Annotated in this window: 16 protein-coding genes; 11 read left to right on the forward strand and 5 right to left on the reverse strand. The window is 45.6% G+C overall.

Annotated elements, in window-relative coordinates; all coding sequences use genetic code 11:
* Positions 1-27: 27 nt before the first annotated feature.
* Positions 28-573, reverse strand: a complete 546-nt coding sequence (locus tag GVY43_RS04245) for a glycerol-3-phosphate responsive antiterminator (protein ID WP_159562376.1) — start codon at positions 571-573, stop codon at positions 28-30.
* A gap of 115 nt (positions 574-688) precedes the next feature.
* On the opposite strand from GVY43_RS04245, the gene GVY43_RS04250 reads away from it, so the two are divergent.
* Together GVY43_RS04250 and GVY43_RS04255 are read left to right on the forward strand one after the other, a co-directional pair.
* Positions 689-1114, forward strand: a complete 426-nt coding sequence (locus tag GVY43_RS04250; RefSeq protein ID WP_159562377.1) for a GNAT family N-acetyltransferase — start codon at positions 689-691, stop codon at positions 1112-1114.
* A gap of 25 nt (positions 1115-1139) precedes the next feature.
* The gene (locus GVY43_RS04255) at positions 1140-2309 is read left to right on the forward strand and encodes a cation:proton antiporter (RefSeq protein ID WP_012726414.1); all 1170 of its coding nucleotides are present in this window, start codon (positions 1140-1142) and stop codon (positions 2307-2309) included.
* A 39-nt stretch (positions 2310-2348) separates the two neighbouring features.
* Here GVY43_RS04255 and GVY43_RS04260 read toward each other — a convergent pair whose 3' ends face one another.
* Complete coding sequence (locus GVY43_RS04260; protein WP_159562378.1) at positions 2349-2966, reverse strand: DedA family protein; 618 nt, start codon at positions 2964-2966, stop codon at positions 2349-2351.
* 90 nt (positions 2967-3056) lie between these two features.
* Here GVY43_RS04260 and GVY43_RS04265 point away from each other — a divergent pair, with 90 nt between their 5' ends.
* The 5 genes from GVY43_RS04265 (at position 3057) to argH (ending at position 9198) form a co-directional block, all read left to right on the forward strand.
* Positions 3057-3614, forward strand: a complete 558-nt coding sequence (locus tag GVY43_RS04265; RefSeq protein ID WP_159562379.1) for a DNA-3-methyladenine glycosylase I — start codon at positions 3057-3059, stop codon at positions 3612-3614.
* Positions 3615-3734: 120 nt separating this feature from the next.
* Positions 3735-5222, forward strand: coding sequence for a sodium/proline symporter PutP (putP, locus tag GVY43_RS04270; RefSeq protein ID WP_047795263.1), 1488 nt, complete (start codon positions 3735-3737; stop codon positions 5220-5222).
* A gap of 113 nt (positions 5223-5335) precedes the next feature.
* Positions 5336-6478: a CapA family protein gene (locus GVY43_RS04275; protein WP_159562380.1), complete on the forward strand. Its 1143-nt coding sequence runs from the start codon at positions 5336-5338 to the stop codon at positions 6476-6478.
* A gap of 124 nt (positions 6479-6602) precedes the next feature.
* Positions 6603-7817, forward strand: coding sequence for an argininosuccinate synthase (locus GVY43_RS04280; RefSeq protein WP_147538911.1), 1215 nt, complete (start codon positions 6603-6605; stop codon positions 7815-7817).
* Positions 7810-9198, forward strand: coding sequence for an argininosuccinate lyase (argH, locus tag GVY43_RS04285; RefSeq protein ID WP_159562381.1), 1389 nt, complete (start codon positions 7810-7812; stop codon positions 9196-9198). Before GVY43_RS04280 ends, argH begins: the two co-directional genes overlap by 8 nt.
* 39 nt (positions 9199-9237) lie before the next feature.
* On the opposite strand, the gene GVY43_RS04290 is transcribed toward argH, so the two are convergent.
* Positions 9238-9834 (reverse strand): TetR/AcrR family transcriptional regulator, encoded by a 597-nt coding sequence (locus tag GVY43_RS04290; protein ID WP_159562382.1) that lies wholly within the window; start codon positions 9832-9834, stop codon positions 9238-9240.
* 169 nt (positions 9835-10003) lie between these two features.
* Here GVY43_RS04290 and GVY43_RS04295 point away from each other — a divergent pair, with 169 nt between their 5' ends.
* The 4 genes from GVY43_RS04295 (at position 10004) to GVY43_RS04310 (ending at position 12704) form a co-directional block, all read left to right on the forward strand.
* Complete coding sequence (locus tag GVY43_RS04295) at positions 10004-10822, forward strand: hypothetical protein (protein WP_031423538.1); 819 nt, start codon at positions 10004-10006, stop codon at positions 10820-10822.
* A 75-nt stretch (positions 10823-10897) separates the two neighbouring features.
* Positions 10898-11839: a DUF5692 family protein gene (locus GVY43_RS04300; RefSeq protein ID WP_159562383.1), complete on the forward strand. Its 942-nt coding sequence runs from the start codon at positions 10898-10900 to the stop codon at positions 11837-11839.
* A 73-nt stretch (positions 11840-11912) separates the two neighbouring features.
* Entirely contained in the window at positions 11913-12443 is a 531-nt protein-coding gene (locus GVY43_RS04305; RefSeq protein WP_159562384.1) for a biotin transporter BioY, read from the forward strand.
* Positions 12444-12506: 63 nt separating this feature from the next.
* Positions 12507-12704: a hypothetical protein gene (locus GVY43_RS04310; RefSeq protein WP_012726425.1), complete on the forward strand. Its 198-nt coding sequence runs from the start codon at positions 12507-12509 to the stop codon at positions 12702-12704.
* A 21-nt stretch (positions 12705-12725) separates the two neighbouring features.
* On the opposite strand, the gene GVY43_RS04315 is transcribed toward GVY43_RS04310, so the two are convergent.
* Together GVY43_RS04315 and GVY43_RS04320 are read right to left on the reverse strand one after the other, a co-directional pair.
* Positions 12726-13574 (reverse strand): sulfite exporter TauE/SafE family protein, encoded by an 849-nt coding sequence (locus GVY43_RS04315; protein ID WP_031423531.1) that lies wholly within the window; start codon positions 13572-13574, stop codon positions 12726-12728.
* A 69-nt stretch (positions 13575-13643) separates the two neighbouring features.
* Entirely contained in the window at positions 13644-14531 is an 888-nt protein-coding gene (locus GVY43_RS04320) for an alpha/beta hydrolase (RefSeq protein WP_159562385.1), read from the reverse strand.
* Between the last annotated feature and the right edge of the window lie 21 nt (positions 14532-14552).

The raw sequence follows: 14552 nt of genomic DNA on the forward strand, positions 1-14552 counted from the left end.
CTAAAAGACTGTATACCCAAATCCCGATTAGTCGGACCATAGTTTTCGATTCGAAGTCGTGATCACACTCGCTCCCGCAGCAAGTGCCGCTTGGACTTCCTCCTTTGTTTCAATCAGCCCACCTGCGAAAACGGGTATTCCCGTCTTCTCCTTCACACGTTGAATATACTTCGGCACAATACCTGGTAAGACTTCGATATAGTCCGGTTTTGAACGTTCAATGTGTTTGATACTTTTCTCTAATGAGGTGGAATCAATTAAAAATAGACGCTGTACAGTGACCACATCATTTTGCTTTGCTTTGACGATGACGTTTCCTTTCGTCGAGATGATACCGAACGGTTTGAACGTCTGGCAGACATACTCTGTCGCATACTCGTCCGCCTTCATACCTTGAATCAAATCCATATGAATGAACACTTTTTTATCATGTTTCCCCAATAATCTGAAGATGGAGTCCAATCGGCTCATATGAATCTCTAATAACACCCCTAATTCGAAATCACTCGATAAAAACCGCTCCAAATCCCGCATGTCCCGTATCGCCGGTAAGATGGATTGACCATTGATCATCAACTATTCCCCCTGTCTCTTTCTCATTATGCAGATAGCCGATTTTATAAATCAAGGTTTACTCATTCAATATATCGGGAAAATAAAATCAACTTGTGTAGAGGGGGATTTGAGTATGGTCAATGAAGTAACTGTAAAAGTCGAAACACCGACTCCAGAACAACATCAAGCGTTGCGCGTGAAGGCAGGGATGCCACGACGTTCTGATCGAGGTACGGTGAAGGGGCTTCAAAATACACTGTATGGTATTTGTTTATACTTAGATGATGAGATTGTCGGAATGGGACGCGTCGTCGGTGACGGCGGGATGGTATTCCATTTAGTAGATATCGTCGTAGATCCAGAATGCCAGGGACTTGGACTCGGAAAATTAATCATGGAGCATTTGATGGAATGGATCTTACAAGAAGCCGATGAGACGGCCATCATCAGCTTAATCGCAGATATTCCAGCCGATGGATTGTATCGACAGTTCGGTTTTGATTACTCACGACCTGAATCCGTCGGAATGGAGTATCAATGGAATCAAAGAGAAAGCTAATTGGGGTCGTGAGAGGAGATGACGTATGGATGGGTTAAATATCATCGTGTTGCTCGGATTGGCGCTCACCCTCATCTCTGTCCTCAGTCTCCTGATTGAACGATTATTCTTCCCAAGTATTTTAGCGTTTATCGCAATTGGGGTCGGGGTCGGGTTTTTCTGGGATGGGAATGAAGTCTTTAAAGTCGCGGGAGAGATCGGAATCATTCTGTTATTTTTCCTACTCGGTCTGAAGTTTCCACTACGTGAACTTTGGAAGCGCATGCGGAAAGTATGGAAGGCGGGAATACTCGATATCATTCTGTCATTCGGGGTATCGTTTGGGATTGCTTTAGCATTTGGTCTCGATTTCCCTCGCGCCTTTTTAATCGGGGCCGTCTTATATGCGACGAGCTCCTCCATCTCTGCGAAACTGCTTGAGCGGCATTCCGAAAAACATGAAGATATTAAAGAGTTTGTGCTCGCATTACTCATCTTTGAGGATATTTTTGCCCCTCTCCTATTGACGGTTGCCCCTTTCATCATTCAAGAAGAACCGGTTGCGATGTCCGATATCGGCAAAGTGTTCGCAGGATTTCTGATATTTGGCGTACTCTTGTTCATTGGTTCGAGCTTCGTATCCAAACAACAAAAGTTTTCGAAGCACTTGTTGCGACAAGATGATGCGAGTATCGGTCTGATCGGACTCATTCTCTTTTTCGCAGGGATTGGGATGGTGTTTGGATTATCTGAGATTTTAGGAGCATTCATCGCCGGAATCATGCTCGCCGATATCCACGACGTGAGACCGCTGAAACGTTTGACCGTACCCGTCCGAGATTTATTCTTGCCGATCTTTTTTATCTCGTTCGGTATCTCGATCAACCTCGAGAAAGGTGTCATCGTGAATGCGCTCTTCTTCGTCTTGATTGTATGGGGGGTATTGTCAAAATGGATTGTCGGACGTGTCGGGGGCAGAATCTATGGCTTGACGCGGGTTCAAGCCAATGAAGCCGGGTTCTCACTCGCGCCACGTGGGGAGTTCTCTATTTTATTTACCGCTCTTTCGAACGGGGCAATCAACTTGTTTGTCGGTCTCTATATTTTTGTGTCAGCCATTGTCGGAATCATTCTGTTCCGTTTCTCAGAGTACTTGGCAGAAAAAACAGAGAAAACCCTCACGAAAGTCTTGCCAGACGAGAAAAAAGAAGAATAAATTGGCGGACCCATATGCTGGGTCCGCCTGCTTTGTGCATTAGTCTTTTGCTAGTTTGTTGTGCCGCTTTTTACGCCATACGATATAAATGATAACACCGATGAACAGCAACCCATAGATTGCATAAGAATAAGCATCGAGGTATGAGAGGATATCTTGCCAATTCTCACCGACTTTCATCCCGATAAGGATGAGAATGGTATTCCATAAGGCTGTTCCAGCCGTACTGAGCAGTAGAAATTTCATGAATGGCATGTTCGACATCCCTGCAGGAATCGAGATCAGGCTTCGGACGACCGGCATCAAACGTCCAAAGAAGACCATCCATCCCCCGTATCGATCGAACCAGGCATCCGCCTTTTTTACATCATTCAGATCAAGTCGTAACCATTTTCCGTATTTCTTCGTCCATTTTTCAATCTGCTCGACATCAAACAAGAGTCCAAGGCCGTATAATAATACGGCTCCTAATATGGCCCCGACCGTCGATGCCACGATGACGAGCGTGATGGACAAATTCGTCTTCACAGCAAAAAAACCACCAAAGAGTAAGACGACTTCAGAAGGGATCGGTGGAAACACATTCTCAATAAAAATCATGAATGCAATCCCTATGTAGCCGTACTGTTCAATCACAGAAATCATCCAGTCACTCATGTCGCTTCCTCCATTCTTCCCCTCTATACCCGTCCATTTTGCTATATAATCGCAAAGACATGCTACACTCAAAGAAAGGAGCTGATTGAAATGGAAGAAACAGTACGGTGTCCTTGGTGCGGGACAGATCCATTGTACGTCCGTTACCATGACGAGGAATGGGGAAAGCCCGTTCACGATGATCAGAAGCACTTTGAATGTCTGACACTCGAAAGTGCGCAAGCAGGACTTAGTTGGATCACCATCTTGAGAAAACGTGAAAATTATCGATTGGCTTATGCCAACTTTGAGGTGCAGCAAGTTGCCAGCTTCACGGATGAGGATGTGGAAAGACTTCTCGGCGATAGCGGGATCGTGCGAAATCGACGAAAAATCGAGGCGTCGATCAATAATGCGAAACAGTTCATCAAACTACAGGAAGAGTTTGGCTCATTTGATTCGTATATCTGGTCATTCGTCAACAATGCACCTATCTTGAATGCATGGAATCGGCTTGAAGATGTTCCTGCAACGACGGAACTTTCTGAACGATTGAGTAAAGACCTGAAACGACGCGGCTTTAAGTTTTTAGGACCGACAACGGTCTATGCCCACCTACAAGCGACGGGTCTCGTCAATGACCATCTCACCTCTTGCACGTTCCGCTAACTTAAGACCAGCTCTCAAAAATATCTTTACATTCCCCCTCTTGTTGTGACAATATTTTGACAAAGTGATACTCTATCACTGAAAGCGTTTTCGTATTTTTTATCTTTCGGGGGGATGTTGATGAACGGAATTTTAGTGTCCATTGTCGTGTACATGGCACTGATGGTCTTGCTTGGGATCATCGCGTATCGGAGAACAAGCAGTATCGGAGATTACATGTTAGGTGGTCGGGCGCTTGGTCCCGGGGTCGCCGCCTTATCTGCCGGTGCATCAGACATGAGTGGATGGCTCTTAATGGGATTGCCTGGTGCAATGTATGCGTCAGGGATTTCAAGTGGCTGGATTGTCATCGGGTTGACGATCGGCGCCTATTTGAACTGGTTATTGGTCGCACCAAGATTACGCATTTATTCATACATATCGGATGATGCGATCACAATCCCAGACTTCTTTGAGAAGCGATTTAAAGACACAAAAGGTGTGTTGCGTTCATTTTCAGCTGCTGTCACGTTAATTTTTTTCACACTTTATGCGACAAGCGGATTCGTCGCCGGCGGTCGCCTATTCAATGCCGTCTTCGACATTGAATTTGTAACGGGAGTCGTCATTCTCGCTTCCATCATTATTCTGTACACTTTCATCGGTGGATTTTTAGCAGTAAGCTGGACAGATTTTGTTCAAGGATTGATCATGCTGTTTGCCCTTATTTTTGTACCTGCCATCGCCATTATGGCAACTGATGGTGTATCAAATGCTTTAGACACGGTACGAAATATTGATGAAGCGTTACTTGATCCGTGGACGGGGCAATCACTTATCGGAATCATTTCACTATTTGCGTGGGGGCTCGGCTATTTCGGCCAGCCACACATCATCGTCCGTTTTATGGCAATCGGAAAGCTCGAGGACATTAAGACGGCACGTCGAATCGGGATCTCATGGATGGTCTTCACCGTTGTCGGGGCGATGGCGACCGGATTATTCGGTCTCGCCTATTACACACAACAAGGCCTCACCATCGATAATCCGGAGAACGTTTTTATCAACTTATCTGACTTATTATTCCCGGATTTGGTGACTGGTGTATTATTGGCTGCTCTTCTCGCCGCCATCATGTCGACCATCTCCTCTCAATTGCTCGTTTCGTCGAGTGCCGCGACGACAGACTTTTATCAGAAGTTCTTCCGTAAAGAAGCGGGAGACCGTGAACTCGTCATGGTCGGTCGGATTACGGTCATTCTCGTATCCGTCATATCGATTATTCTTGCACTCGATGCAGACGACACCATCTTAAACCTTGTCGGTTATGCTTGGGCAGGATTCGGTTCATCATTTGGTCCACTCATCTTGTTCAGTCTGTTTTGGAAGCGAACGACGCGTCAAGGTGCACTTGCTGGAATGTTGACGGGAGCCTTTGTCGTCATTCTATGGAAGAACTATGCCGCTTCTCTTTTCGGAACGTTTGGGACATTGTATGAAATGATTCCAGCATTCTTCCTGTCGGCACTTGCCATCTATATTGTGAGTTTGGTGACACCGCCACCAAATGAGGTCATTCAACGTGAGTTTGACCAAATGCAAGACATGGTCAAAGAACATATCAAATAAATCTCATGACAGGTCAAAAACGACCTGTCTTTATTTATTTAGGCAGGATTTTTCTTAATTATCGACGAATTTTAGGGTTATCGTACGAATCTGTCGTGAAAAGGAGAATCGGGATGAAACCAATCAAGATCGTCTCTCGTCTTACCTTCCTGTCTAGCTTTGTTTTATTAATCGCTTGTGGTACGACTCCGGCAACGAATCAAGAAATACCAGAAGAAGTCGAAGAACCGATTGTCGAGGTACCTGAAGAAATGCCGCCTGCCGAACCGGAACCGATTGTCACGACGGCCTCCCTCTATGCAATCGGCGACATCCTTCTACATGATTCGGTATACAACGCAGCTCGTACTGATGAAGGGTATGAATTTGATACTGCATTCGAACAGATCTCTCCAATATTGAGTCGCGCCGATCTATCAATCGCCAACCAAGAGAGCATGATTGGCGGGAGTGAAATCGGACTTTCGAGCTACCCGGCATTTAACAGTCCTTTTGAAATTGGAGATGCCTTACAACGGGCAGGAATCGATTTGGTCACGACAGCGAATAATCATACGCTCGACCGTGGCGTCCGAGCTATTGAAAATTCGATTGACCATTGGAACGCAATCGAAATGCCTTATACAGGCTCCTTCCTATCTGCTGAGGACAAGGCGAATATTCGTACGTTGACTGCAAACGATATTTCTTTTTCCTTCCTCGCATACACGTATGGGACGAATGGAGTCGTGCCGAAGCAACCCTATCATGTGAACTATATCGACCTTGCACAGATGCAACCAGAGATCGAGAAGGCGGAACAGTCGACTGACATGACGGTCGTCTCCCTCCATTTTGGTACGGAATACGAGCCGTTACCGAATGAGAGTCAAACTGAGCTCGCCCAATCGTTAGCAGACCTCGGAGTCGACATCATCATCGGTCACCACCCTCACGTGCTGCAACCCCCGACCATGCTAGAAGGAGTTCATGGCAATCAAACATTTGTCATCTACTCGCTCGGTAATTTCCTTTCCGGACAACAAGGAGATGAACGAAACACGGGCGGCATCATCGGGATTGATGTGGTCAAGACAATCGAAGATGACCAATCGACTATTGAATTGAAAAATCCGATGTTCTATCCAACCTTTACGCAAAAATCATCTGATGGACATTATGAGGTCGTCCCGTTAAAGGCTGCTCGTCCTGAACTTCTTTCCCCTGTTAGCGACCATATGTCGCAATGGTTACCCCAACTCAAAATCGAACAATGACGACCACGAAATCACTCGTGGTCTTTTTATTTTCAAAAAAGGGTTGCCACACGACATCTTATCCCTTACACTGAGTTGTATATTTATAAATAAAGATTAATAATTATTCATAAGGGGTGTTCATATTTTGAAACAGAAACTCGTATTGGCTTACTCAGGTGGTCTTGACACATCGGTTGCGATTAAATGGTTGGACGAACAAGGTTATGATGTGATTGCAGTCTGTTTGAACGTCGGGGAAGGGAAAGACTTAGAAAAGATTCAACAAAAAGCGATGAAAGTTGGAGCGAAAAAATCAATCGTCATCGATGCGGTCGATGAGTTCGTCAACGAGTTCGCTCGCTATTCGATGCAGGCCCATACATTATATGAAGGCGTATATCCACTCGTTTCGGCACTATCACGCCCCCTCATCTCGAAAAAATTGGTCGAGGTCGCACAGGCCGAAGGCGCCGTCGCTGTGGCCCATGGATGTACCGGGAAAGGAAATGACCAAGTGCGTTTTGAAGTGTCCATTCATGCACTCGATCCTTCACTCGAAATCGTCGCACCGGTTCGGGAATGGAAATGGTCACGTGAGGAAGAAATCGCGTACGCGGCAAAACATCAAATTCCGATTCCAATCGTTCAAGAAGAGCCATTCTCAATCGATCAGAACATCTGGGGACGCGCCATCGAATGCGGCATTTTGGAAGATCCTTGGGCAGCACCTCCGGCAAGCGCATATGAGTTAACAGCGGCACTTGAGGACACACCGCATGAACCGACTTATCTTGAGATTGAATTCAAGAACGGAGTGCCGGTTGCTATTGATGGGAAGAGCCAATCGTTCACTGATATCTTAAAAGAGCTCAATATCGTTGCGGGTGCCCATGGTGTCGGGAAGATTGACCACATCGAGAACCGGGTCGTCGGTATCAAATCACGTGAGGTGTATGAGGCACCTGGCGCCATGACATTGATCACTGCGCATAAAGCTCTTGAAGCCTTGACACTCGTTCGTGAAGTGGCGCATTTCAAACCAATTGTCGAGCAAAAATTGACAGAAACAATCTACAACGGACTTTGGTATTCACCGCTCACAAAAGCACTTCTTGCGTTTATCGATGAGACTCAAGCTACCGTCACAGGAACGGTTCGCATGAAATTGTTTAAAGGGCAGGCCATCGTCGACGGACGGAAGTCGCCAATTTCTCTTTATGATGAGGAACTTGCGACCTATACGTCAGCCGATACGTTCGATCAACAAGCAGCTGTCGGATTCATCAAGTTATGGGGTCTTCCAACAAAAGTTCAATCAGAGGTGTTGATGGAAAAGGGAGCGTTCGTCAATGAGTAAATTATGGGGAGGCCGTTTCGAGAAGACGGCGAGCGATTGGGTCGATGCATTCGGTGCATCGATTGAATTTGATGCTCAACTCGTCCTTGAGGATTTAGAAGGTAGCATGGCTCACGTGACGATGTTAGGTGACCAGGGCATCCTCTTAAAGGAAGAAGTCACTCAAATCCTTGATGGATTACAACAACTTAAGCAAAAAGCACTCGCGGATGAATTGAAATTCGAGGTGTATCACGAAGATATCCATATGAACTTAGAAGCTCTGCTTCATGAAGCGATCGGACCGGTTGCAGGGAAGATGCATACGGCACGTAGCCGAAACGATCAAGTCGCGACGGACATGCATCTTTACTTGAAAGAACGTGTGAAAGAAGTGATTCAATTGATTGAATCACTTCAGCGTGAATTGCATGCTCACGCTTCAGAAAACGTAGAGACAATCATGCCTGGCTATACGCACCTCCAACGTGCACAACCGATCTCGCTGGCCCACCACTTGCTCGCCTATTTCTGGATGCTAGAGCGTGATAAGGAACGGTTTACGGACAGCTTGAAGCGGATTGATTGGTCTCCTCTTGGCGCAGGAGCCTTAGCCGGGACAACGTTTCCGATTGACCGTTCCCGTTCAGCTGAATTACTTGGATTCAATCGGGTTTACCCGAATAGCCTCGATGCCGTTAGCGATCGTGACTTCATACTCGAGTTTCTTTCAAATGCATCGATGCTTATGATGCACCTCTCCCGCTTCTGTGAAGAATTGATTCTTTGGGCAAGCGAAGAGTATCGCTTCATTACAGTGTCGGATACGTTTTCTACCGGTTCGAGCATGATGCCACAAAAGAAAAACCCTGACATGGCCGAACTCGTCCGTGGAAAATCGGGTCGAGTGATTGGAAACTTGATGGGCTTGTTGACGCTCATGAAAGGACTTCCACTCGCTTACAATAAAGATTTACAGGAAGATAAAGAAGGGATGTTCGATACGGTCAAGACCGTTCAAGGCTCGCTCAGTATCATGGCGGGGATGATGAATGAACTGACGTTCCACCCGGACGTCATGAAACAAGCGACCGAGCGCGATTTTTCTAATGCGACCGAACTCGCCGATTATTTGACGGCAAAAGGGTTACCGTTCCGTGAGGCGCACGAGGTGACTGGAAAACTCGTCAAATATTGCGTGGATGAGCGATTGTATTTACGCGAGCTTCCAATCACGGTATTCCAAACGTACTCTGAATTGATTCAAGAGGATGTGTATCATGCCTTGACCCCTGAACAGGCAGTCGCACGTCGAAACAGTTACGGCGGAACAGGATTCGATGCCGTCCGTGAACAGTTGAAAGAAGCTTCGGCATGCATGAGCACGATGACCTATTCTTAATCATCTTGAACCCGTCACGTTAATCTGTGACGGGTCTATTTATTTATCCTGTTCATTCAGACGTTCAACGAAAGAAGGAAGACCTTTTTCTAGTAGAAGATCGAATACCTCCATCATCTCATCAATGGAATTTTCATTGACGTCTAGTAGATATTGCAAGACGACCCCATCGACTGCCGCAATCAGCCATGAACTGAACGCATTGTTTAGACGAGTGTTTTCTAGTCCGTACAAATGAATCAGGATTTGTTCGATTTGTTTTGTCCATTCTGCATATTTGTCTTTTAATTTCAGTTGTGCCTCCATGTTCCCCAGTAACACTTCATGAGCAAAATGATACTGCAAGCGGTTCTCTGCATCTTTATGAAAGCGTTCCGCCGTATTTCGTGCAATCTCCATTTTGATACGTTCTTTTGAATAGGCATCGTCTGTCATTTCTTTGGCGATTTGAGAGGAAACAGACAAGCTCTCATTCATTAAATCGTACAATAAATCTTCTTTATTTTTGTAATGATGATAGATGGCTCCTGTCGTCATATTCGCCTCGATTGCAATCGCTCTGACTGTTGCCCCGTTCACCCCACTTCGAATAATGACCGTTCTGGCTGCATCTAGAATTTTATTTTTACCGTCCACTATTATTCTCCCCTTTCGAGTCCACTTTAGAATAACATAGCTCTACCAATGCGAGTGCTCAGGACTAAATTTTGTGAAATAATTCACATTGACTAAATAGGATTGTCCGCCTATACTAAAAACATAACAAACGTTATGTTTGTTAAATTCAAATGAGAAGGTGAATGGAATGAACGTTTGGCCGCATGTAATCTCGATGCCACTCTATTTAAGTTTATTATTAGGAATCATCGTTTTTTTCAGAAAGCACTATAAACTGTCCGCCTACTTTTGGCTCGCTTCGTTATTGACCATCCCATTATGGATGATGGGGAATGTCGATGGCTGGTTTCGTTGGGCTAAAATTGTAAGCGTTATCATACCGACGATTATCGTTGGTTTCTCTCGAATCGCCATTTACGAGAACAAACAAGGACGGATTTGGAACTTTTTAAAGCGTGACGAATTTTTATGGTTCTTCTATGCCATCTTGTTTTTAAATATCGCAGAAGCCACGATTAAAGATGTGACACTCGGCAACTACTTTAATGCCGCCTGTGGATTTTTACTCTGTGTGACGATTCCTTTCGCACCGACTTTTTGGAAGTTTGCGAAAGAAGGATACGCCGATCTCGTAGCCTATACGACTGGGTCATGGAATTTTATATACACGTCATGGAACGCATGTTTCGTCTATGCAGAATCTCCAACTTATTTTGCCAGCTCGCTCTGCATCTTGCTTGCGGCAGAACTGTATCCAGTCATCAAAGGACGACCAGAGCTTTACATTACCGCTCGTATTTACACGCTTGCAGCCCATTTATTGATTCGTGCATGCTATGACATTTTCCCGCAAGTCATGAACTCTTCGACATGGTTCAACTCGGAAGTATTGAAATCATGGGGAGTAATTAATTTTGTGATCATCGTCCCTTATGTCTTCTGGCATATGTGGCAACTTCATCACAATAAGGCCATCATCAGCTTCAAGAGAGCCAAAGTATCATGATGGAATCGAATATGTGAACGTATGATTTTGATTGCTCAATAGTGAACAATTAACTGATGTAAGGAGGAGATTTGAGTGGGAATTCTGTATGAACGAATCGATCTCGTCGGATGGGGAATTGGGTTATTTGTCTTGTTTAGCTTGATGGCTTTCAATGAATTCAGTCGCACGACTAAGTGGGGAGGAATAACGTTATTCTTGATTGTACCGACTATACTGACCCTTTTTGTTTGGCCGACAACCGCAGCTCCAGGGAATGAATATGGAACGGGTACTTGGTTCAACTGGGTGAAAACATATTCTGCACTCGCCGGCTGTCTCGGTTTCATGATTATTCGTTACCGCCCCTCGCTATTACGAAAGAAATGGGTCTTATTCTTTCCACCTGGGATTTTGGCACTAAACATTTTAGAAGCCTGTATCCGAGACTTTCAAGTATACTTCTTTAACGTTCCCGATGGTGCTTATATCGATCACCTTTGGGTCATGTCCGGACCTTGGAATCTAATGAACGGTTTTGCCGGATTATTGAACATCATCGCCATCTGCGGATGGATTGGAATCAATATTTCGAAAGATCAATCAAAAGATATGATTTGGCCTGATATGATTTGGCCATGGATCATCGCCTATGATTTATGGAATTTTGCTTACGTTTATAATTGTATCTCTGACCATTCGTTTTATGCAGGATTGATTCTGCTCCTTTCATGTACCATTCCTTCTTTCTTTATTAAAAAAGGGGCTTGGTTACAACATCGTGCCCACACGTTGGCTTTATGGATTATGTTTGTCATGACAGTTCCCGCGTTCGCCGACCGATTAGCTCCCGTACCGTCGACACATGACCCGAGAGCCTTCTTTATCGTCAGTCTACTCTCCCTCTTATTCAACGCGGCGCTTGTCTCCTATCAATTTTATCGGATCCGTCAACGACATCTTCATCCACTCAAGGATGAACTTTATGTTGAAACGAAGGCATATCAGACAGCTTTGAGTCAAAATGGGCTGTCTTGAAATAATTCTTGCCAACCCCTTTTCAACATGTTAACTTTTATATTGTTAACGTTAACTGAAAAGGGGTTTACATATGAAGATTCAAGATATGACTCAAATCGCCTTCGGCGCGGCACTCATCGCAAGTATTGGTTTCATCGAAATACCGATTGGACCCGTTCCAATCACCCTTCAAACACTCGCCATCATGACCATCGCCGGTGTATTCGGTGCAAGGAAAGGATTTTTGGCAGTTATCGTGTATCTCTTGCTCGGCTTGATTGGACTTCCAGTACTGAGTGGTCAAGGAGGTCTCGCACCGTTTGTAGGACCAACTGTCGGATATTTAATCGCCTTTCCGATTGCAGCACTCTTCATTGGCTGGTTCAGTGAACGCTATCGCTCCATCCCAGCATTGATTGGCTATAACTTTTTATTCGGTCTAGGGCTCGTCTACTTACTCGGAAGTATGGGACTCGAGATCGTTCTTGGTATGTCGTTCATTGATGCGCTCAAAGTAAATATTCCATTCTTCTTTGGTGACGCTTTGAAAGCAGTGCTTGCTGCCATATTAGCCGTGAAAATTTCTCAGAATGTTCAAGTCCGTCGTTCCCTCGCCTCTTAAAGGTTCGAACGTTTCACCCGTTTCCATCTGTGGAATAACTGTAGTATGGAAGGGGGTGTCCCGATGAGCGACTCGACGTTTAAAAAACGCTTACAGAAAGCGACCCACTTTTACCAACGCTCTGACAAAGGGCAGCGTCAAGGAATCGATAAGTCGTCTCATGAGAAACGTGACACAGATGCGTTTGAGCGAAGACTCCGTGAGGCAAAAGCGAAAGTTGGCGAGATTCAAGAAAACATTGACCATATTGCTAGACGTTAAAACCCCGTCCGAAGACGGGGTTTATTTTTTGCGTGGTCGAATGAGGAGGGTGACGATGAACAGGAGCGCTAATGTGACGAGAAGTGCGAGTGATGCCGTATTCCACCCAATCAAATTCAACCCTACGCTGATGGCGACTGTGATATAAAATCCACCGAGCGCTTTTTTGACGTGCTGCGAGCTGAAGCGTTGGAGCTGTTTCGCTCCAAAGGGTGATCCGATCATGGCACCCGCAATCAGAGCAAGACCGTGCAGATAATTCGTTTCAGCACCTGCCACCGTATAACTGATGACACCGGATACGACAATGAGAAGTGCTGCCGTAATACTCGTTCCGACCGCTCGCTTCATCTCCGTGTTCAACAACTTGACTTGAAGAGGGGTCAAGACGAATCCACCGCTCACTCCCATCAACGAGGAGATGAACCCCGCGAACACACCGATGATTCCAAGGCGTGGTACAGAGTCCGTTCCGACGCTTCCTTCCACATGCTGTTTCGAACGAAAGAAAGAAACAGCAAAATATGTGAGTAATGCGATATAGACGAGTGAGATGATGAGTGTCGCCCCATCGACTCCTTCTAAATAAAAGACGAGCGGTGTGGCAATCCAGGTCCCGACAATCCCGAACACACCGATCCATAAGGCGTGCGACACGTTCACGTTACGCAAACGGATATGCGAGATCGTTCCTGCCGTCGTTGATCCGAGCGTCAACATCAGGCTAAGGGCAATCGCCGCACTCGCTTCATACCCGAAGACAAGGAGAAGTGGTGTCAGTAAGATTCCACCACCAATTCCAAAGAATCCACTCAAGATTCCGATTAACGTTCCTAAAAGGAGAAACTGTAATACTTGTAAAACGTCCATGTTGTACCCTTCTTTCATTGGTCTCGTCTGCAATCATATCAAAAAGGGGCGTCGAATGCGCCCCTTTGCTTACAATGACCGTTCTAGAAACTCGAATATTTGTTGACGATATTCATTCTGGAATGACTGGTACGATCCGACATGACCTTCGTTATCAGTCACCCAAAGTTCGACGCGTTCTTGTGCTTCAGCCAATTTTTCACTTTCAGAAACAGGAATCGCATCATCGTCTTTACTGTGGATCAATAAGATAGGAGCCTCAATCAACTTGATATCCTGAATAGGAGATACGACATCGGCATCGAGACCGGTGAACCAAGGGGTCACAGTCATGATGACGGGCGTGAACGGAACGTTCGGCAAGTCACTCCATACCGGAAGATTTGTCTCGAGATAATTTCGTAAATCACTAAACGGACTGTCGGCGATGACTGCAGCAACTTCGACATCATCAGCTGTAGAGAGTGCTGTCGCCGCTCCCATTGAAATCCCGTACAAGACAACCGGTCCTTCTGAACGACCTTTCGCATATTGGATGGCCGCTTTTAAATCGGATTGTTCTTTAGCGCCGACCGTGACTCGGTCACCCTCTGATATCCCTGAACCGCGAAAATCGAACGTTAAAAATTGGTATCCTTGTTCATGAAATTCTGGAATCAACTCTTTCAACGGTAAATCCTCCTGTTCACGGTTCTTCCCATATCCGTGGGCAAAGACGATGGTCGCACGCGGCGTAGGATGAGGAATCCACCATCCGTATAAGTCATATCCTTCCTCCGATTCGATTGTCACATTCTCGTACTTCAAACCAAGTGATTTCGGGGTGTATGTCAATGTTTCCCGCTCCGGTGACGTCAACTGATCCCCAATATGAGCCGAGATTCCTCCGATAGCCAAACCGGCAACGAGTAAAATGATGAGTACCGCAATACTCAATAGTTTCATCCAACGATTCATCCGTAACTTCCCCTCGATTCT

This window comes from Exiguobacterium sp. 8H, assembly GCF_902506255.1.
GTDB classification, from domain to species: Bacteria; Bacillota; Bacilli; order Exiguobacteriales; family Exiguobacteriaceae; genus Exiguobacterium; species Exiguobacterium profundum.

Excerpts from the sequence above, each read along its gene's own strand:
- GVY43_RS04245 (WP_159562376.1), bottom strand. The coding sequence starts at position 573 with ATGATCAATGGTCAATCCATCTTACCGGCGATACGGGACATGCGGGAT.
- GVY43_RS04250 (WP_159562377.1), top strand. The coding sequence starts at position 689 with ATGGTCAATGAAGTAACTGTAAAAGTCGAAACACCGACTCCAGAACAA.
- GVY43_RS04255 (WP_012726414.1), top strand. The coding sequence starts at position 1,140 with ATGGATGGGTTAAATATCATCGTGTTGCTCGGATTGGCGCTCACCCTC.
- GVY43_RS04260 (WP_159562378.1), bottom strand. The coding sequence starts at position 2,966 with ATGAGTGACTGGATGATTTCTGTGATTGAACAGTACGGCTACATAGGG.
- GVY43_RS04265 (WP_159562379.1), top strand. The coding sequence starts at position 3,057 with ATGGAAGAAACAGTACGGTGTCCTTGGTGCGGGACAGATCCATTGTAC.
- putP (WP_047795263.1), top strand. The coding sequence starts at position 3,735 with ATGAACGGAATTTTAGTGTCCATTGTCGTGTACATGGCACTGATGGTC.
- GVY43_RS04275 (WP_159562380.1), top strand. The coding sequence starts at position 5,336 with ATGAAACCAATCAAGATCGTCTCTCGTCTTACCTTCCTGTCTAGCTTT.
- argH (WP_159562381.1), top strand. The coding sequence starts at position 7,810 with ATGAGTAAATTATGGGGAGGCCGTTTCGAGAAGACGGCGAGCGATTGG.
- GVY43_RS04295 (WP_031423538.1), top strand. The coding sequence starts at position 10,004 with ATGAACGTTTGGCCGCATGTAATCTCGATGCCACTCTATTTAAGTTTA.
- GVY43_RS04305 (WP_159562384.1), top strand. The coding sequence starts at position 11,913 with ATGAAGATTCAAGATATGACTCAAATCGCCTTCGGCGCGGCACTCATC.
- GVY43_RS04310 (WP_012726425.1), top strand. The coding sequence starts at position 12,507 with ATGAGCGACTCGACGTTTAAAAAACGCTTACAGAAAGCGACCCACTTT.
- GVY43_RS04315 (WP_031423531.1), bottom strand. The coding sequence starts at position 13,574 with ATGGACGTTTTACAAGTATTACAGTTTCTCCTTTTAGGAACGTTAATC.
- GVY43_RS04320 (WP_159562385.1), bottom strand. The coding sequence starts at position 14,531 with ATGAATCGTTGGATGAAACTATTGAGTATTGCGGTACTCATCATTTTA.